Annotated in this window: 20 protein-coding genes; 14 read left to right on the forward strand and 6 right to left on the reverse strand. The window is 61.2% G+C overall.

All coding sequences use genetic code 11. From position 1 onward, the window contains the following. Positions 1-162: 162 nt before the first annotated feature. The gene (locus ACP39K_RS21320) at positions 163-747 is read left to right on the forward strand and encodes a nucleotidyltransferase family protein (protein ID WP_060445095.1); all 585 of its coding nucleotides are present in this window, start codon (positions 163-165) and stop codon (positions 745-747) included. An 8-nt stretch (positions 748-755) separates the two neighbouring features. After that, entirely contained in the window at positions 756-1,808 is a 1,053-nt protein-coding gene (locus ACP39K_RS21325; protein ID WP_033639397.1) for an XdhC family protein, read from the forward strand. Here ACP39K_RS21325 and ACP39K_RS21330 read toward each other — a convergent pair. Both ACP39K_RS21330 and fumA read right to left on the reverse strand, forming a co-directional pair. Continuing rightward, a complete protein-coding gene (locus ACP39K_RS21330; protein WP_016930080.1) occupies positions 1,732-2,598 on the reverse strand; it encodes a helix-turn-helix domain-containing protein in 867 nt (288 codons plus the stop codon). The two genes, ACP39K_RS21325 and ACP39K_RS21330, sit on opposite strands and share 77 nt — an antisense overlap. Positions 2,599-2,748: 150 nt before the next feature. Continuing rightward, positions 2,749-4,395, reverse strand: a complete 1,647-nt coding sequence (fumA, locus tag ACP39K_RS21335; RefSeq protein WP_147881384.1) for a class I fumarate hydratase FumA — start codon at positions 4,393-4,395, stop codon at positions 2,749-2,751. Positions 4,396-4,744: 349 nt separating this feature from the next. Between fumA and ACP39K_RS21340 the strand changes: the two genes are divergently transcribed. From ACP39K_RS21340 to ruvX, 6 genes are all read left to right on the forward strand, one after another. After that, positions 4,745-5,257, forward strand: coding sequence for a SprT family zinc-dependent metalloprotease (locus ACP39K_RS21340; RefSeq protein ID WP_033639394.1), 513 nt, complete (start codon positions 4,745-4,747; stop codon positions 5,255-5,257). Positions 5,258-5,358: 101 nt separating this feature from the next. Further along, the gene (gene endA, locus ACP39K_RS21345; RefSeq protein WP_015379043.1) at positions 5,359-6,054 is read left to right on the forward strand and encodes a deoxyribonuclease I; all 696 of its coding nucleotides are present in this window, start codon (positions 5,359-5,361) and stop codon (positions 6,052-6,054) included. 69 nt (positions 6,055-6,123) lie between these two features. Beyond that, a complete protein-coding gene (gene rsmE / locus ACP39K_RS21350; protein WP_004937458.1) occupies positions 6,124-6,855 on the forward strand; it encodes a 16S rRNA (uracil(1498)-N(3))-methyltransferase in 732 nt (243 codons plus the stop codon). A gap of 10 nt (positions 6,856-6,865) precedes the next feature. Continuing rightward, entirely contained in the window at positions 6,866-7,816 is a 951-nt protein-coding gene (gene gshB / locus ACP39K_RS21355; protein ID WP_016930084.1) for a glutathione synthase, read from the forward strand. Between the two features lie 145 nt (positions 7,817-7,961). Then, positions 7,962-8,525 carry a YqgE/AlgH family protein gene (locus ACP39K_RS21360; RefSeq protein ID WP_033635940.1) on the forward strand — a complete coding sequence of 188 codons (564 nt, stop codon included), beginning with the start codon at positions 7,962-7,964 and terminating at the stop codon, positions 8,523-8,525. Continuing rightward, a complete protein-coding gene (gene ruvX / locus ACP39K_RS21365) occupies positions 8,525-8,947 on the forward strand; it encodes a Holliday junction resolvase RuvX (RefSeq protein ID WP_015379046.1) in 423 nt (140 codons plus the stop codon). Before ACP39K_RS21360 ends, ruvX begins: the two co-directional genes overlap by 1 nt. Here ruvX and ACP39K_RS21370 read toward each other — a convergent pair. Beyond that, complete coding sequence (locus tag ACP39K_RS21370) at positions 8,944-9,966, reverse strand: type IV pilus twitching motility protein PilT (protein ID WP_060445093.1); 1,023 nt, start codon at positions 9,964-9,966, stop codon at positions 8,944-8,946. The two genes, ruvX and ACP39K_RS21370, sit on opposite strands and share 4 nt — an antisense overlap. Before the next feature lie 20 nt (positions 9,967-9,986). On the opposite strand from ACP39K_RS21370, the gene ACP39K_RS21375 reads away from it, so the two are divergent. Genes ACP39K_RS21375 through hemW form a run of 6 tightly spaced genes read left to right on the forward strand, consistent with a single transcriptional unit; the run spans position 9,987 to position 14,155 of the window. Further along, entirely contained in the window at positions 9,987-10,694 is a 708-nt protein-coding gene (locus ACP39K_RS21375) for a YggS family pyridoxal phosphate-dependent enzyme (RefSeq protein WP_115116486.1), read from the forward strand. A 19-nt stretch (positions 10,695-10,713) separates the two neighbouring features. Then, positions 10,714-11,535, forward strand: a complete 822-nt coding sequence (gene proC, locus ACP39K_RS21380; protein WP_033639391.1) for a pyrroline-5-carboxylate reductase — start codon at positions 10,714-10,716, stop codon at positions 11,533-11,535. A gap of 31 nt (positions 11,536-11,566) precedes the next feature. Then, positions 11,567-12,121, forward strand: coding sequence for a YggT family protein (locus ACP39K_RS21385; protein WP_004937436.1), 555 nt, complete (start codon positions 11,567-11,569; stop codon positions 12,119-12,121). Continuing rightward, the gene (gene yggU, locus ACP39K_RS21390; protein WP_004948014.1) at positions 12,118-12,408 is read left to right on the forward strand and encodes a DUF167 family protein YggU; all 291 of its coding nucleotides are present in this window, start codon (positions 12,118-12,120) and stop codon (positions 12,406-12,408) included. The genes ACP39K_RS21385 and yggU overlap by 4 nt, the downstream gene beginning before the upstream one ends. Positions 12,409-12,426: 18 nt before the next feature. Continuing rightward, complete coding sequence (locus ACP39K_RS21395; protein WP_497008819.1) at positions 12,427-13,020, forward strand: XTP/dITP diphosphatase; 594 nt, start codon at positions 12,427-12,429, stop codon at positions 13,018-13,020. After that, complete coding sequence (gene hemW, locus ACP39K_RS21400; protein ID WP_048796774.1) at positions 13,013-14,155, forward strand: radical SAM family heme chaperone HemW; 1,143 nt, start codon at positions 13,013-13,015, stop codon at positions 14,153-14,155. The genes ACP39K_RS21395 and hemW overlap by 8 nt, the downstream gene beginning before the upstream one ends. Positions 14,156-14,192: 37 nt before the next feature. Here the strand turns inward: hemW and ACP39K_RS21405 are convergent, their stop codons facing one another. The 3 genes from ACP39K_RS21405 to glsB all read right to left on the reverse strand — a co-directional run bounded on the left by ACP39K_RS21405 (position 14,193) and on the right by glsB (position 16,208). After that, positions 14,193-14,441 (reverse strand): DUF2442 domain-containing protein, encoded by a 249-nt coding sequence (locus ACP39K_RS21405; RefSeq protein WP_197829493.1) that lies wholly within the window; start codon positions 14,439-14,441, stop codon positions 14,193-14,195. Between the two features lie 90 nt (positions 14,442-14,531). After that, positions 14,532-15,254: a YggN family protein gene (locus ACP39K_RS21410; protein WP_033639389.1), complete on the reverse strand. Its 723-nt coding sequence runs from the start codon at positions 15,252-15,254 to the stop codon at positions 14,532-14,534. Positions 15,255-15,284: 30 nt separating this feature from the next. Continuing rightward, a complete protein-coding gene (gene glsB / locus ACP39K_RS21415) occupies positions 15,285-16,208 on the reverse strand; it encodes a glutaminase B (protein WP_004937414.1) in 924 nt (307 codons plus the stop codon). Between the last annotated feature and the right edge of the window lie 73 nt (positions 16,209-16,281).

The raw sequence follows: 16,281 nt of genomic DNA on the forward strand, positions 1-16,281 counted from the left end.
GTTGTTGCGCAAACGCTGACGACCTTGCCGTAGACGTCATAAGCATATGCTTATAACTAAAATTATGTGATGATTAACAGGTTGTTTTCAACAAAAAAACATTTACAAAACACAGGTAGTTTGTAGGCTAATAAATAATTTGCGCAAACGCGGACTTCAACCATGACCACGGGCATTGTCATTACCGCCGCCGGACGCGGAGAGCGCTTTATTCAGGCCGGCGGCCAGGGCAACAAATTGAACGCCGGATTTGCCGATGCGGCGGGCGAGCGGCGATCGCTGTTTGAACACACCCTGCGCCGGGCATTGGCCTCCGGCCTGCCGGTACAGGTGGTGGCCCGGCCGGATAATCTGCCGGTGCTGGCAGCCTGCGCCGCCAACCAGGTGCCGGTCACCCTGCTCGCCAGCGCGGGCCTCGGCGACTCAATCGCCGCAGGCGTTGCGGCCACGCCGCACTGGCAAGGCTGGCTGATCCACCTGGCCGATATGCCGTTCGTCGGCGCCGACGTTTTCCGACAGGTGGCGGATGCCTTGCGGCAGCACCCGATCGTGCGCCCCAGCTATGCGCAACAGCCCGGCCACCCGGTCGGCTTTTCCGCCCGATTGCGCAAACCACTTTGCCAACTGCGCGGCGATAATGGCGCGCGTGAACTGCTGCAAGGCGCAGCGGTGCACCTGCTGCCGCTTGAACACCCCGGCGTCGTGCAGGATATTGATCTTCCATCGCAACTCCCGGCCAGCGAGTAAATTCACCTATGCAACATCTTGATGTCACCGTGGTCAGCCAGGCGATAAGCTGGCTGCAACAACAGCCGGTCTGGTTATGCACCGTGCTCAGCACCTATGGCTCTTCGCCGCGGTCGCCGGGCGCGTTGATGGCCGCGACCCGCGACGGCCGCTACAGCGGCTCATTGTCGGGCGGGTGCGTGGAGGAGGACTTTCTGCGGCGCGTGGCCGCCGGGGAGTATCAGGCGGCCAGCCAGGTGATCCGCTACGGCGAAGGCGGCATGACGCCCAATGTGGCGCTGCCGTGCGGCGGCGTGCTGGACGTGCTGATCGAGTATCTGCCGGCGGGAGAAGCCAGCGTCGCTTACCTGCAGCGCATCGCCGGCGCGCTGGAAGGGCATCATGCGTTGCTCAAACGCCTGACGTTGCCCAACGCCTGCCATAGCCTTGAGCAGAGCCATTTCACCAGCGCCACTCAGGTTGAACGCCGGCTCGAACAGATTACCCTGCATATCGCGGCCGCGCCGCGCCTGCTGATCGCCGGGCTGTCCAGCGTGGCGCTGTACTGCGCCGATTTCGCCGTAGCGCTGGGGTTTGAGGTGCTGGTGTGCGAGAACCGCCCGGAGGCGCTGGATAACTTCGCCGCCGAGTTAAAACCGGGCGTGACGCTGCTGCGCCAGTTTCCGGCCAAGTTCATTGAGGACGGCGGTTGCCACGCCAATACCGCCGTCGTGGCGCTGACCCACGATCCGCGTATGGACGATCTGACACTGATGGAAGCGATCCACACCCCGGCGTTTTACATCGGCGCCATGGGCTCGCTCAGAAACAGCGCGCGGCGGCGCCAGCGGTTGCAGCAGATCGCCGAATTCACGCCGCAGGAGTTGGAACGCATTCACGCGCCGATCGGCCTGCCGCTCGGCAGCAAAACCCCGGCGGAGATCGCCCTGGCGGTGATGGCGGCGATCGTGCAGCAAAAAAACCGGCGGCCGGCCGCCGACGGGATCAGTGCAGCGGCACCACCGGCACCAGATGTTGCAGCTCCAGATGCAGCTCCTCTTTCCCGCTCAGCGAATAGCTGAACACCGTCATGTCCGGCCCGTCGCCGCGGGCCAGCCCCATTTCGGGCAGCACCTGCGTGTAGATTTGAATGATGTGGTCATTGAGCGCCACCGGCTTGCCGGAATAGCGAAAACGGCAAAACTCGCCGTGGACCTCCGGCAGCGGCTCCAGCGCCACGCCTTCACGCAGCGGATAGTCCGCCGTCACGCCCAAGGTATAGTCGACCCTGACCCGCTCGCCGTCCGGCACCAGTTGGGTAAACGAATAGGTCTGCGCCGGACGCTCGCCCAACAAGGTGTAGAACTGCGCCCGCAGCGCGCTGCGCTGCGGCAGATGCGACTTGTCCAACTTTTCGATATCCAGGTGATAAGCGTACTGTTTGCCCTGAAAGGCGTATTGCCCTCTGGCGATGCTGACGCGTTCGACCTGAATATCGCCGGGCTGGCTGGCCGCCAGCGAACGCACCAGATTGCTGAAGTCCTGTTTGCGGGCATGACGATAAACGCTGGGCGATTCGGCGAAATGTTTCTTGAAACAGCGCGAGAATGTCTGCTGATTATCGAATTGATATTCAACCGAAATATCGAGGATGCTCTTCTGCGTGAAACGCAAGGCGAAGGCGGCGATGTAGAGGCGGCGAGCGCGAATGTAGGAAGCTAACGATAATCCGGTCTGCTTCTTGAACATGCGCTGCAGGTACCATTTCGTATAGCCTGACTTGGCGGAAACGATATCCAACGACAGCGGATTGGTCAGGTTATCTTCAATCCAGACCAGTAACTCCCTGATGTGACTTTCCTGCGTGCCCATGTGCTTGCCGAACCTTATGTTGCCGATATTCCATTAGTCGAATTTTAGTGCTATTCGCGTAGGGTATACAGGTTAAAACTCGACGTCCAGCAAGCTACAGGACTTTACACAATCCCCTCCACCGCCCGCGGGCGGTGGAGGGGGTAACGATTATTTCAGACAGCTGGAGCACTGACCGGCTTGGATCTTCTGGAAGAAGTCATTGCCTTTGTCATCCACCAGGATAAACGCCGGGAAATCTTCCACTTCAATTTTCCAGATCGCTTCCATGCCCAGCTCAGGGTACTCCACGCACTCCAGGCTCTTGATGCTCTGCTGCGCCAGCACCGCCGCCGGGCCGCCGATGCTGCCGAGGTAGAAGCCGCCGTGCTTGTGGCAGGCATCCGTCACCTGCTGGCTGCGGTTGCCTTTCGCCAGCATGATCATGCTGCCGCCGTGAGATTGCAGCAGATCGACGTAGGAATCCATACGTCCGGCGGTGGTCGGCCCCAAGGAACCGGACGCGTAGCCTTCCGGCGTTTTGGCCGGGCCGGCGTAGTAAATCGGGTGATCCTTGACGTACTGCGGCAGGCCTTCACCGCGATCCAGACGCTCTTTCAGCTTGGCGTGCGCGATATCGCGGCCGACGATGATGGTGCCGCTCAGCGACAGGCGGGTGGAAACCGGGTACTGCGACAACTGTTTGAGGATCTCGGCCATCGGGCGGTTGAGATCGACCTTGATCGCTTCGCCCTCCCCGGCCTGGCGCAGCTCCTGAGGAATGAATTTACCCGGATTGTGCTCCAGTTTTTCCAGCCAGATGCCCTCGCGGTTGATCTTGCCTTTGATGTTGCGGTCCGCCGAGCAGGAGACGCCCATGCCGACCGGGCAGGAGGCGCCGTGGCGCGGCAGGCGCACCACGCGGATATCGTGCGCGAAGTATTTGCCGCCGAACTGCGCGCCCAGCCCCAGGTTTTGCGCTTCTTGCAGCAATTCCGCTTCAAGTTCCAGATCGCGGAACGCCTGGCCATGCTCGTTGCCTTCGGTCGGCAGGCCATCGTAATACTTGGTCGAGGCCAGCTTGACGGTTTTCAGCGTCGCTTCCGCCGAGGTGCCGCCGATGACGAACGCCACGTGGTACGGCGGGCAAGCCGCGGTGCCCAACGTGCGCATCTTGTCGACCAGGTAGTTTTTCAGTTTGCCCGGCGACAGCAGCGCCTTGGTTTCCTGGTACAGATAGGTTTTGTTGGCGGAGCCGCCGCCCTTGGCGATGCACAGGAATTTGTACTCTTCGCCGTCCACGCTGTAGAGATCGATCTGCGCCGGCAGGTTGCTACCGGTATTGACCTCTTTATACATATCCAGCGCGGCGTTCTGCGAATAGCGCAGGTTCTCTTCGATGTAGGTGTTGTAGACCCCGCGCGACAGCGCTTCTTCATCGCCGCCGCCGGTCCAGACGCGCTGGCCCTTTTTGCCGACGATGATCGCAGTGCCGGTGTCCTGGCAGGTCGGTAAAATACCCTTGGCGGCGATTTCTGAGTTACGCAGAAATTGCAGCGCAACGTACTTGTCGTTTTCGCTGGCGTCCGGATCGCCGAGGATATCGGCCACCTGCTGTTGGTGCGCCGGGCGCAGCATGAACGAGGCGTCGTGGAACGCATGCTGGGCAAGCAGGGTTAACGCTTCAGGGGCAACTTTCAGAATTTCCTGGCCTTCAAATTCGCTCACGGAAACGTGGTCGCGGCTCAGCAGATAATATTCGGTATCGTCTTTCTTCAGCGGGAACGGATCTTGATAGTGGAACGGTTTATTCGACATTGATCTCTCACTTGCAACATCAGCTGCGTTAAATTCACACTTGCGGCGCACGGCTCGGCGCCTTGTCAAAAAACTGCCTCCACCTTACGTATTTTTAATCAGTCAGTTATTGCGCCAAATCGCAAAATAACCGCTCTTTGCGTAAGGGATTACCACAGGCGGCGTTTCAACCTTGTCCGGTGAGAACTGCGGGTACAGGCTCATCATGCACGCTTTATTATCCCGCAGTTAACACATTGATTACAATCCATCGGCGGCGATCGTCTTATCAATGTGGCGAAAAAGCGCCGGATGCGATTTGCGCCGGGGCGTATTGTCAGCCGCCGCGCCATTGCTTAAGCTAGCCGCAATGAACAAACCGAGAATCCCTATCGCGCTGCAACAAGCGGTGATGCGCTGCCTGCGAGAAAAGCTGCAGTTGGCCCGCCGGCATTTTGCCGTCGAGTTCCCCGAACCCAGCATCGTCTATCAGCAACGCGGCACCAGCGCGGGCACCGCTTGGCTGCAAAGCTGGGAAATCCGTCTGAACCCGGTGCTGCTGCTGGAAAACCAACAGCCGTTTATCGATGAAGTGGTGCCGCACGAGCTGGCGCATCTGCTGGTGTTTCGCCAATTCGGCCGGGTAGCGCCGCACGGCCGCGAATGGCGCTGGGTGATGGAAAGCGTGCTGCTGACGCCCGCCAGCCGCACTCATCGTTTCGAAACCGCCTCGGTGCAAAGCAAAACCTTCCCCTACCGCTGCGGCTGCGGGCAGCACCAGCTCACCATTCGCCGCCATAACCGCGTGCTGCGCGGCGAAAGCGAATACCGCTGCCGCCGGTGCGGTGAAAAACTGAAATTTCTTGCTAGCGAGAACCTTTAGTTAAACGATTTATACGTTAAAACAAGTAAATATCGCCATTTGCCACTGCCGGCAAGTTCCGTTACCCTGCCTGCTTTTCCAATTTTGAGCTGTTTTGGAATATGCTTCGCAGAATTTTGTTTATGGCGGTTTTCGCCGCAGGCGCCGCACAGGCGCACGGCATCAATAACTTCTCTCAAGCCAAGACGGCGGCGGCCAAGATTAACCAGGATGCGCCGGGCAGTTTTTACTGCGGCTGCCGCATCGAGTGGCAAGGCAAGAAGGGCATTCCCGATCTCGCCGGCTGCGGCTATCAGGTGCGTAAAAACGCCCAGCGCGCGCAACGCATCGAATGGGAACACGTGGTGCCTGCCTGGCAATTCGGCCACCAGCTGCAGTGCTGGCAGGACGGCGGGCGCAAAAACTGCAACAAGGACGCCACCTACCGCCAGATAGAAACCGATCTGCACAACCTGCAGCCGGCGATCGGCGAAGTGAACGGCGACCGCAACAACTTCATGTACAGCCAATGGAACGGCGGCGCGGGCCAGTACGGGCAATGCCCAATGAAGGTGGACTTCAAGAATAAACAGGCGGAGCCGCCCGCCCGCGCCCGCGGCGCCATTGCCCGCACCTACTTCTACATGCGCGATCGCTACCAGCTGCGGCTGTCACGCCAGCAAACCCAGCTGTTCGAGGTGTGGAACCGGCAATATCCGGTGAGCCAATGGGAATGTCAGCGCGAAGCACGTATCGCCAAGGTGCAGGGCAACCACAACCCCTATATTCAACAGGCTTGTCAGCAGCGGAAAAGCTAACCTACTATAGCCTTTATCTTTCATGGCGCCGCTAACCCGCGGCGCCGTTTCGTCAGGATCAGACTACCCATGCGCATACCCCGCATTTACCATCCGCAGCCGTTGACCGACCGGGCGGAGATCGCCCTCAGCGAGGACGCCGCCAACCACGTCGGGCGCGTGCTGCGCATGAGCGCCGGCCAGGCGCTGCAGCTGTTCGACGGCAGCAACCAGGTGTTCGACGCCGAAATAATCCGGGTGGACAAAAAGAGCGTGCTGGTGCGCCTCGGCGACGGCCGCGTGGATGACATCGAATCGCCGCTCAACCTGCACCTGGGCCAGGTGATCTCGCGCGGCGAGAAGATGGAGTTCACCATCCAGAAATCCATCGAGCTGGGCGTCAACGTCATCACCCCGCTGTTTTCCGAGCGCTGCGGCGTGAAGTTGGACGGCGAGCGTCTGGCGAAGAAAATCCAGCAATGGCAAAAGATCGCCATCGCCGCCTGCGAACAGTGCGGCCGCAACCGCATTCCCGAAATCCGCGAGGCGATGTCGCTGGAAGCCTGGTGCGCCGAGCAGGACGGCAGCCTGAAACTCAACCTGCACCCGCGCGCCAGCCACAGCATCAACACGCTGCCGCAGCCGGTGGATCATGTTCGCCTGCTGATCGGCCCGGAAGGCGGTTTGTCCGCCGACGAAATCGCCATGACCACCGACCACGGATTTACTGATATTCTGCTGGGACCACGCGTTCTGCGTACCGAAACCACAGCGCTCACCGCCATTACCGCTCTGCAGGTCCGCTTCGGCGACCTGGGTTAAAGGAGAAAAGATGATTAAGCTCGGCATCGTGATGGATCCTATCGATTCCATCAACATCAAGAAAGACACCAGCTTCGCCATGCTGCTCGAAGCGCAGCGCCGCGGTTACGAATTGCACTACATGGAGATGAACGATCTCTATCTGCACGCCGGTGACGGGCGCGCGCGCACCCGCCTGCTGAGCGTGAAGGAAGACAAGGAGAGCTGGTTCAGCTTCGGCGCCGAGCAGGATCTGGCGCTGCACGAACTGGACGTGATCCTGATGCGCAAGGATCCGCCGTTCGATACCGAATACATCTATGCGACCTACATTCTGGAACGCGCCGAAGTTAAAGGCACGCTGGTGGTCAACAAGCCGCAAAGTCTGCGCGACTGCAACGAGAAGCTGTTCACCGCCTGGTTCTCGGAACTGACGCCGGATACGCTGGTCAGCCGCAGCGCCGCGCACATCCGCAAATTCCACCAGCAGCACGGCGACATCATCCTGAAACCGCTGGACGGCATGGGCGGCGCGTCTATCTTCCGCGTGAAGCAGGACGATCCTAACCTGTCGGTGATCATCGAAACCCTGACCGAACACGGCAGCCGTTTCTGCATGGCGCAGAACTTCCTGCCGGCGATCAAGGACGGCGACAAACGCATCCTGGTGGTGGACGGCGAGCCGGTGCCTTACTGCCTGGCGCGCATTCCGGCGCAGGGCGAGACCCGCGGCAACCTCGCGGCCGGCGGCCGCGGCGAAGCGCGCCCGCTGAGCGAAAGCGACTGGAAAATCGCTCGCGCCGTCGCCCCGACGCTGAAAGAGAAAGGGCTGATCTTCGTCGGCCTGGACGTGATCGGCGATCGCCTGACCGAAATCAACGTCACCAGCCCAACCTGCGCGCGCGAGATTGAGGCGGCATTCCCGATTTCGATTACCGGCATGCTGATGGACGCGATTGAAAAACGCCTGGCGGCGAAGTAATGCGTCATGCGGGCGGCATGCCGCCCGCTATCCCGTATCGCGCCCGCCAAAGCTCGCCTTTGCGCGCGGCTTGAAAGGCGGCGGGTATAGCCGCATACTGGCGGCTGTTTATTTTCTCACCCATTGATTACCTTATACTAACGCCATGAATTTACAGCACCATTTTCTGATCGCCATGCCAACGCTGCAGGATCCTCGCTTCAAGCGCTCGGTGATTTACGTCTGCGAGCATAACGAAGAAGGCGCCATGGGTTTGGTGATCAATAAACCGGTGGAGCAGTTCACGGTAGCCACGGTGCTGAGCAAGCTGAAGATCATGCCGCCTGCGCGCGATCCGGCCATTAGCCTGGACAAGCCGGTGTTCGCCGGCGGCCCCCTGGCGGACGATCGCGGGTTTATCCTGCATACGCCGCGCCACGGCTTCGGCGCCAGCATTCAAATTTCGCCCAACACCATGATCACCACCTCGAAAGACGTGCTGGAAACGCTCGGCACGCCAGAGCAACCGGACGACGTGCTGGTGGCGCTGGGTTATGCGGGTTGGGAAAAGGGCCAGTTGGAGCAGGAAGTATTGGAAAACGCCTGGCTGACCATCGAAGCCAACACCGACATTTTGTTCCGCACGCCGATCGCCAGCCGCTGGCGCGAGGCGGGGAACCTTTTGGGTATCGACATTCGCAGCATCGCCAACCACGCAGGACACGCCTGATGAGCAACCGCACCATTATCGCCTTCGACTTCGGCACCAAAAGCATCGGCGCGGCCGTCGGCCAGGAGTTGACCGGCAGCGCCCGTGCCCTGCCGGCTTTCAAAGCGCAGGACGGCTCGCCGGACTGGCTGAAAATCGAAAAGCTGCTGAAGGAGTGGCAACCGGATTTGGTGGTGGTCGGCCTGCCGCTGAACATGGATGGCACCGAACAACCCGTTACCGCCCAGGCGCGCAAGTTCGCCAACCGCCTGCACGGCCGTTTCGGCATCCAGATCGATCTGCATGACGAGCGCCTGAGCACCGTGGAAGCGCGCGCCAACCTGTTCGATCGCGGCGGCTTCCGCGCGCTTGATAAAGGCAGCGTGGATTCCGCCTCCGCGGTGGTGATCCTCGAAAGCTGGTTCGAACGGCAACTGGGCTAAACGCCCGCCCTTTCCCCCGCGCACTCTCCCAACACGCCGGCGTCGATCCGCTGCTGCAAACCTTGCTCAAAGGTTTGCATGCCGGACTGCGCGCCGGTTTGCAACACGCTCGCCAACTGATGCGTTTTCCCTTCGCGGATCAGGTTGCTGACCGCCGCCGTCGCCGTCAGTACTTCAAAGATCGCCACGCGTCCGCCGCCGGGCCGCCTCATCAGCTTTTGCGCGATCACCGCCTGCAGACTGCCGGCCAGCTGGGCGCGCACATAGGGTTTCTCTTCCGCCGGAAACACGTCCACCAGCCGTTCCACCGCCTGCGGCGCGCTGCGGGTATGCAGCGTCGCCAGCACCAGGTGGCCGGTCTCCGCCGCAGTGAGCGCCAGCCGGATGGTGGCGGTATCGCGCAGCTCGCCCAGCAGGATCACATCCGGATCTTCGCGCAGCGCGGCGCGCAACGCCGCATCGAAGCTGTGGCTGTCGCGGCCGATCTCCCGCTGCTGGATCAGCGATCGCCGGCTGCGGTGCAGGAATTCGATCGGATCCTCCAGCGTCAAAATATGCCGCTGCTGGTGCCGGTTGATCTCGTCGATCATCGCCGCCAACGTGGTGGACTTGCCGCTGCCGGTGGCGCCGGTGACCAGGATAAGCCCGTCGTCGCGCCGCAGCAACGCCGGGACAATGGCCGGCGCCGCCAGCTCGGCAAGCGAAGGCGATTGCCCGGCGATACGCCGCAACGCGAGAGAAATCCCCGCGCTTTGTTGAAAAACGTTGGCCCGCAGCCGCTCCCCGCCCGGCCTGTGCAACGCCAGATCGACCTGCCCCAGCCGCCGCAGGCTCTCGCGCTGCTGCGCATTCAGCAATCCGTCGCAGAGGGCCTGCACGCCTTGCGCCGTCAGCGTTGGCGCCGCCGCCAGCGGCTGCAGTTCACCGTCGATGCGCAACATCGGCGGATGACCGGCACAAAGGTGCAGATCGGAAGCATTATGCTTTACACTAAGGGCCACGAATTCATCGATATCCATATCACTCTCCCGGGTCAATAATGAGCACTATCCAACAGAACCTGCAGGATGTCAGAAACCGCATCGCGGCCGCCGCGCGAAATTGCGCGCGGGCGCCGGAAGAAGTTGCTCTGCTTGCAGTCAGCAAAACCAAACCTGTGGCGGCGATCGAAGAAGCCATCGCCGCCGGCCAGCGCGCCTTCGGCGAGAACTACGTGCAGGAAGGGGTAGACAAGATCCGGCATTTCGCCGAGTCGCCGCAGGGCGGCGAGTTGGTGTGGCACTTTATCGGCCCGCTGCAATCCAATAAGAGTCGGCTGGTGGCGGAACATTTCGCCTGGTGTCATACCGTGGATCGGCTGCGCATCGCCCAGCGCCTGAGCGATCAGCGCCCGGCCGACATGCCGCCGCTCAACGTGCTGATTCAAATCAACATCAGCGACGAGCAAAGCAAATCCGGCATCGCGTTAAGCGAGCTGCCGGCGCTGGCCGACGCGATAGCCGCGCTGCCGAACCTGACGCTGCGCGGCCTGATGGCCATCCCGGCGCCGGAAGCGGATTATCAGCGGCAGTTGGCGGTATTCAGCCGGATGAACGACGCCTTTCTCGCCCTGCGTCAGCGTTATCCGCAGGCCGATACGCTGTCGATGGGCATGACGGACGATATGGCGGCGGCGATCGCCGCAGGCAGCACCCTGGTGCGCATCGGCACCGCAATTTTTGGCGCCCGCGACTACTCGCAGGCCTGACACACAGACGAGGGATTTGATGCAACATCGCAAGATTACCTTTATCGGCGCCGGCAACATGGCGCGTGCAATCATCGCCGGCCTGGTGGCGGGCGGCTATCCAGCCAAATCCATCAGCGTCTGCGCCCCCTCGGCGAAAAACCGTGACGCACTGGCGGCGGACTACGGCATCGTCAGCAGCGGCGACAACGTCGCCTGCGCGCGCGAGGCCGAGGTGGTGGTGCTGGCGGTCAAACCGCAGCTGATGGCCGACGTTTGCCAGCCGCTGCGCGAGCAGGTCGATTTCAGCGGCAAGCTGGTGCTGTCGATCGCCGCCGGCATTCAGGTCAGCCGTTTCTATCAGCTGCTCGGCGACAAGCTGGACATCGTGCGCATCATGCCCAACACTCCGTCGCTGGTCGGCAAGGGCATGAGCGGGCTGTACGCGCCGGCGCAGGTCAGCCAGCGGGATCGCGATTACACCGGCGATTTAATGGCGTCGGTCGGTAAAGTTTGCTGGGTCGATGACGAAAATGGCATCAACGGCGTGATCGCCGCCGCGGGCAGCGCTCCGGCCTATTTCTTCCTGTTTATGGAGGCGATGCAAAAAGAGGCCGAGCGCATGGGCTTCGACAGCCAGACCGCGCGCGATCTGGTGCAACAGGCCGCTTCCGGCGCCGCCGCATTGGTGGAAGCCAACCCGGATACGCCGCTGGGCACGCTGCGCGAACAGGTGACCTCCAAAGGCGGCACCACCGCCGAAGCGCTGCGGGTGTTCAACGAACGCCAACTGCCGGAAACCGTGGGGCAAGCGATGCAGGCCGCCGTTTCCCGCGCCCAAGAGATGGAAAAATTATTTTAAATAACCGCGAGTTAAGGAGAAGGACCACTTCATGCTAACGCTGACTTTCCTGGTCAAGACCGTTATTGATCTGTACGTGATGGTGCTGTTGCTGCGCATTTGGATGCAGTGGGCGCGCACCGATTTTTACAACCCGTTCTCACAGTTTGTGGTGAAGATCACCCAGCCGGTGGTCGGCCCACTGCGCCGCATCATCCCGTCACTGGGGCCCATCGACAGCGCTTCGCTGCTGCTGGCGTTCCTGCTGATGACCATCAAGTACCCGCTGCTGCTGCTGATTCAGGGCGGCGCGATGTCGCTCAGCCCGTATAACCTGCTGTTCGGTCTGATCTCGCTGGTGAAGTCCGCCGGCTACCTGATCTTCTGGGTGATGATCATTCGTGCGCTGATGAGCTGGGTAAGCCAGGGCCGCAGCCCGATCGACTATGTGATGTACCAACTGACCGAACCCTTGATGGCGCCAATCCGTCGCATCATCCCGGCGATGGGCGGCATCGACTTTTCCGCCATGGTAGTGATCCTGATCCTCTATCTGATCAACTACCTGGGCATGGATCTGTTCGGCGAGATCTGGTTCCTGCTGTGAGTGCGGTCACTCCGGTGCTGGACGGGCTGGCGATCAGGCTATATATTCAGCCGAAAGCCAGCCGCGACCAAATTATCGGCTTGCATGGCGACGAACTAAAAGTCGCCATCACCGCTCCGCCGGTCGACGGCCAAGCCAACGCCCATCTGATCAAGTTTATCGCCAAGCAGTTCAAAGTGGCGAAAAGCAACGTCACCATCGAGAAAGGCGAACTGGGGCGGCATAAACAGTTACGCATCGTGAATCCGCAACAGATCCCCGCCGTGGTCGCGGCGCTCATCGAATAATTTTCAAGGTAGTCACTTATGCAAAAAGTCGTTCTTGCCACCGGTAACCCGGGCAAAGTGCGCGAACTTGCCGACCTGTTGGCCGATTTCGGCCTGGACGTGGTCGCGCAAACCGATCTGGGCGTGGAATCCGCCGAAGAGACCGGCCTGACGTTTATCGAAAACGCCATCCTGAAAGCGCGCCATGCGGCACAGGTCACCGGCCTGCCGGCGATCGCCGACGACTCCGGTCTGGCGGTAGATGCGCTGGGCGGCGCGCCGGGCATCTACTCCGCGCGCTACGCCGGCGAAGATGCCGACGATCGGCAGAACCTCGACAAGCTGCTGGCGGCGATGAAAGACGTGGCGCCGGGCCGGCGCGGCGCGCAATTCCACTGCGTGCTGGTCTATCTGCGCCATGCGGCAGACCCGACGCCGCTGGTGTTCCACGGCAGCTGGGCCGGCGAAATCACCGAACAGGCCGCCGGTGAAGGCGGTTTCGGTTACGATCCGGTCTTCTACGTGCCGGAGCTGGGCCGCACCGCCGCCGAGCTGAGCCGCAACGAGAAGCGGGCGATTTCGCACCGCGGCAAGGCGCTGAAGCTGATGTTGGAAGCCATGCGCAATGCTTAAGCTGCCCCCGCTGAGTCTCTACATCCATATCCCGTGGTGCGTGCAGAAATGCCCGTACTGCGACTTCAACTCCCATGCGCTGAAGGGTGACGTGCCGCATCAGGAGTATGTCGATCATCTGTTGGCGGATCTGGATGCCGACCTGCCGCTGGCCGGCGGCCGGGAAATCAGCACTATCTTTATCGGCGGCGGCACCCCCAGCCTGCTGAGCGCCGAGGCGATGCAGGCCTTGCTGGACGGCGTGCGAGCGCGCATTCGCGTCGCCGACGACGCCGAAATCACCATGGAAGCCAATCCCGGCACCGTGGAGGCCGATCGCTTCAGCGGCTACCAGCGCGCCGGCGTCAACCGCATCTCCATCGGGGTGCAAAGCTTCAGCGCCGAGAAGCTGAACCGTCTGGGGCGCATCCACGGCCCGGAAGAAGCCAAACGCGCGGCGACGCTGGCGACCGGCCTCGGCCTGCGCAGCTTCAACCTCGATCTGATGCACGGCCTGCCGGACCAGTCGCTGGAAGAGGCGCTGGACGATCTGCGCCAGGCGATCGCCCTCAATCCACCGCACCTGTCGTGGTATCAGCTGACCATCGAGCCGAACACCCTGTTCAGCTCACGCCCGCCGGTCTTGCCGGACGACGACGCGCTGTGGGACATCTTCGAGCGCGGCCACCAGCTGCTGAGCGCCGCCGGATACCAGCAGTATGAAACCTCGGCCTACGCCAAGCCGGGCTACCAATGCCAGCACAATCTCAACTACTGGCGCTTCGGCGACTACCTGGGGATCGGCTGCGGCGCGCACGGCAAGGTGACCTTCAGCGACGGACGCATCCTGCGCACCGCCAAGACCAAGCACCCGCGCGGCTTTATGCGCGGCGACTACATGGACAAGCAGCATGAGGTGGCGGCGGCGGATCGGCCGTTCGAGTTCTTCATGAACCGCTTCCGCCTGCTGGAAGCCGCGCCGCGCGCCGACTTCGTCAACTACACCGGGCTGGCGGAAAGCGTCATTCGCCCGCAGTTGGACGAGGCGCTGGCCAAAGGCTATCTGGAAGAAACCGCGGAGCATTGGCAGATCACCGAGAAGGGAAAACTGTTCCTCAACTCGCTGCTGGAACTGTTCCTGGCGGACGACGAATAAAAAAAAAGCGCTGAATGATCAGCGCTTTTTTTCATGTTCAGGCGGCATTATGAGGGCGATGCGTCACGTCGCCACTCCCCTTCAGCAATCCCTCAACGGAAACATCCTCGTCCAACGCATCCCAATGGATGCCACGAGCGCTGAGCTCATACCCCGCCCGCTGTTCTTGCGTCGCATTCAACAAACGCGGAAACCAGGCCAGTGGCACGCCAATAATTCGGGCGTCGCTCAGTTCGACCCACAGCGTCGCATCGTCAAAGCTGACGCGTTTAGCCGAAATACTCATGCCAAGCCTCCAAAAACAATGCCTGATAGGTATCAACCAGAATTTCGCTTCGCCTCAGCGTCTCTGATATGGATATGCGATATCTATCCGTTACTTCAACGCCTTCAGCAGATCCTTGCGCTGGGTTTCCAGTGCGGTGACGCGGTTGCACACGTCATGACCGAAGTTCTGGAAGTCCTGCTCCTGATTGTTCCATTCGTTCTGGATCGCCTTCTGCAAGCCGCCCAGGTTGCCCATGATCGCCTGCAGCGGGTTGCCGCCGCTATTGGCGGCCTGTTTGACGCCCATCTCGTTCAGGCTGTCCTGCAGCACCCCGCCCATGCTCTGCTGCACGATGTTGCGGCCATCCTGTTCCACCTGGTCAATCGCCTGGTGGTGGAAGGTCAGACCGTCGCTGCGGTGCTCGATGATGCGGTTCATCTGCTGTTTCAGTTGGCCGTTCAGGGTGGTCAGCCGGTTGCGCACGTTGCTGTTGCTGCCCAGCTCTTTAACGATCACTTTATCCAGCGCTGCGCGGGCTTTCTCCAGGTGTTTCTGCGCGCCGTCGTCGATCCACGGCAGCTGCTTGCGCAAGGCGCTCTGGTAACTGAAGGCTTTCTGCCGCTGGCTGTCGTTCAGGCTCAGCGCCTGGCCGTTGCGGATCACGTCGCCATCCGGCGATATTTGCAGGTCGCCGCTGGCGCCTTTCACCTGCACGCTCTGCGGGCTGATGATCACATCGTCCTGGGGTTTAACGCTGCATTGGTACTCGGCGTGGGCCTGCGCGGCAGTCGCCGCCAGCAGCAGTAAGGCTAACCCGGTTTTCTTCAACATAGCTTCTCCTGACTCCCATCCAGACTGGGATTAAAAAATCGAACGACCGATACGTTGAGACAACAGTTCCAGCGCCGCAGTTCCCGCCAGCGAGTTGCCGGAAGCATCCAGCTCCGGCGACCAAACGACGATCGACAGCTCGTCCGGCACGATGGCCACGATGCCGCCGCCCACGCCAGACTTGCCCGGCATCCCCACCCGATAGGCGAATTCGCCGGCGCCGTCGTACATGCCGCTGGTCATCATCAGGGCGTTGATCTGCCGGGCCTGCAGCGGGCTGATCACCGCCTCGCCGCTGAGATCGCGGCCGTGATTGGCCAGATAGACGAAGCTGCGCGCCAGTTCCACGCAGCTCATGCGCAGCGCGCAGTAGTGGAAATAGGTTTGCAGCACGGTGATGACGTCGTTTTCGAAGTTGCCGAACGATTTCATCAGATAGGCGATGGCCGCATTGCGATCGGAGTGTTCGAACTCGGAGCGCGCCACCCGCAGGTCATAGGCCAGGTCGTCTTCGCCGGCCAACTGACGCACCACCTCCAGCATGCGCTGTTTGGGGGCGCTGAGCCGGGTTTGCAGCATGTCGCACACCACCAGCGCGCCGGGGTTGATAAACGGATTGCGCGGTTTGCCCTGTTCCATCTCCAGCTGCAGCAGTGAATTGAACGGCAGGCCGGAAGGCTCTTTGCCGACGCGCCGCCAGATCTCAGGCTCCTGATAGCGCGTCAGCGCCAGCGTCAGGCTCAGCACTTTGGAGATCGACTGGATGGAGAAGCGCTCCGCGGCGTCGCCGGCCTGGAACAGTTCGCCATCCACCGTACACACGGCGATCGCCAGCCGATCGGCGGGCACTTCCGCCAACGCCGGGATGTAGTCGGCCACTTTTCCCTGGCCAATCAGCGGGCGCACCTGTTGCAGGATCTCTTCCAGCAACGCGTTATCCAATGTTGTTACCACCTCGGTCACACTCCGGGCAAAACAAAGGCGCCGTTAAGGCACCTTAGATCAATAAAACGGCGCGGCGCGAAGC

The sequence above is a fragment of the Serratia sp. EC4 genome (assembly GCF_059652115.1).

Excerpts from the sequence above, each read along its gene's own strand:
- ACP39K_RS21370 (WP_060445093.1), bottom strand. The coding sequence starts at position 9,966 with ATGGATATCGATGAATTCGTGGCCCTTAGTGTAAAGCATAATGCTTCC.
- ACP39K_RS21330 (WP_016930080.1), bottom strand. The coding sequence starts at position 2,598 with ATGGGCACGCAGGAAAGTCACATCAGGGAGTTACTGGTCTGGATTGAA.
- ACP39K_RS21385 (WP_004937436.1), top strand. The coding sequence starts at position 11,567 with ATGCTAACGCTGACTTTCCTGGTCAAGACCGTTATTGATCTGTACGTG.
- ACP39K_RS21395 (WP_497008819.1), top strand. The coding sequence starts at position 12,427 with ATGCAAAAAGTCGTTCTTGCCACCGGTAACCCGGGCAAAGTGCGCGAA.
- gshB (WP_016930084.1), top strand. The coding sequence starts at position 6,866 with ATGATTAAGCTCGGCATCGTGATGGATCCTATCGATTCCATCAACATC.
- ruvX (WP_015379046.1), top strand. The coding sequence starts at position 8,525 with ATGAGCAACCGCACCATTATCGCCTTCGACTTCGGCACCAAAAGCATC.
- ACP39K_RS21375 (WP_115116486.1), top strand. The coding sequence starts at position 9,987 with ATGAGCACTATCCAACAGAACCTGCAGGATGTCAGAAACCGCATCGCG.
- fumA (WP_147881384.1), bottom strand. The coding sequence starts at position 4,395 with ATGTCGAATAAACCGTTCCACTATCAAGATCCGTTCCCGCTGAAGAAA.
- ACP39K_RS21410 (WP_033639389.1), bottom strand. The coding sequence starts at position 15,254 with ATGTTGAAGAAAACCGGGTTAGCCTTACTGCTGCTGGCGGCGACTGCC.
- ACP39K_RS21325 (WP_033639397.1), top strand. The coding sequence starts at position 756 with ATGCAACATCTTGATGTCACCGTGGTCAGCCAGGCGATAAGCTGGCTG.
- hemW (WP_048796774.1), top strand. The coding sequence starts at position 13,013 with ATGCTTAAGCTGCCCCCGCTGAGTCTCTACATCCATATCCCGTGGTGC.
- ACP39K_RS21340 (WP_033639394.1), top strand. The coding sequence starts at position 4,745 with ATGAACAAACCGAGAATCCCTATCGCGCTGCAACAAGCGGTGATGCGC.
- endA (WP_015379043.1), top strand. The coding sequence starts at position 5,359 with ATGCTTCGCAGAATTTTGTTTATGGCGGTTTTCGCCGCAGGCGCCGCA.
- ACP39K_RS21405 (WP_197829493.1), bottom strand. The coding sequence starts at position 14,441 with ATGAGTATTTCGGCTAAACGCGTCAGCTTTGACGATGCGACGCTGTGG.
- proC (WP_033639391.1), top strand. The coding sequence starts at position 10,714 with ATGCAACATCGCAAGATTACCTTTATCGGCGCCGGCAACATGGCGCGT.
- ACP39K_RS21320 (WP_060445095.1), top strand. The coding sequence starts at position 163 with ATGACCACGGGCATTGTCATTACCGCCGCCGGACGCGGAGAGCGCTTT.
- ACP39K_RS21360 (WP_033635940.1), top strand. The coding sequence starts at position 7,962 with ATGAATTTACAGCACCATTTTCTGATCGCCATGCCAACGCTGCAGGAT.
- rsmE (WP_004937458.1), top strand. The coding sequence starts at position 6,124 with ATGCGCATACCCCGCATTTACCATCCGCAGCCGTTGACCGACCGGGCG.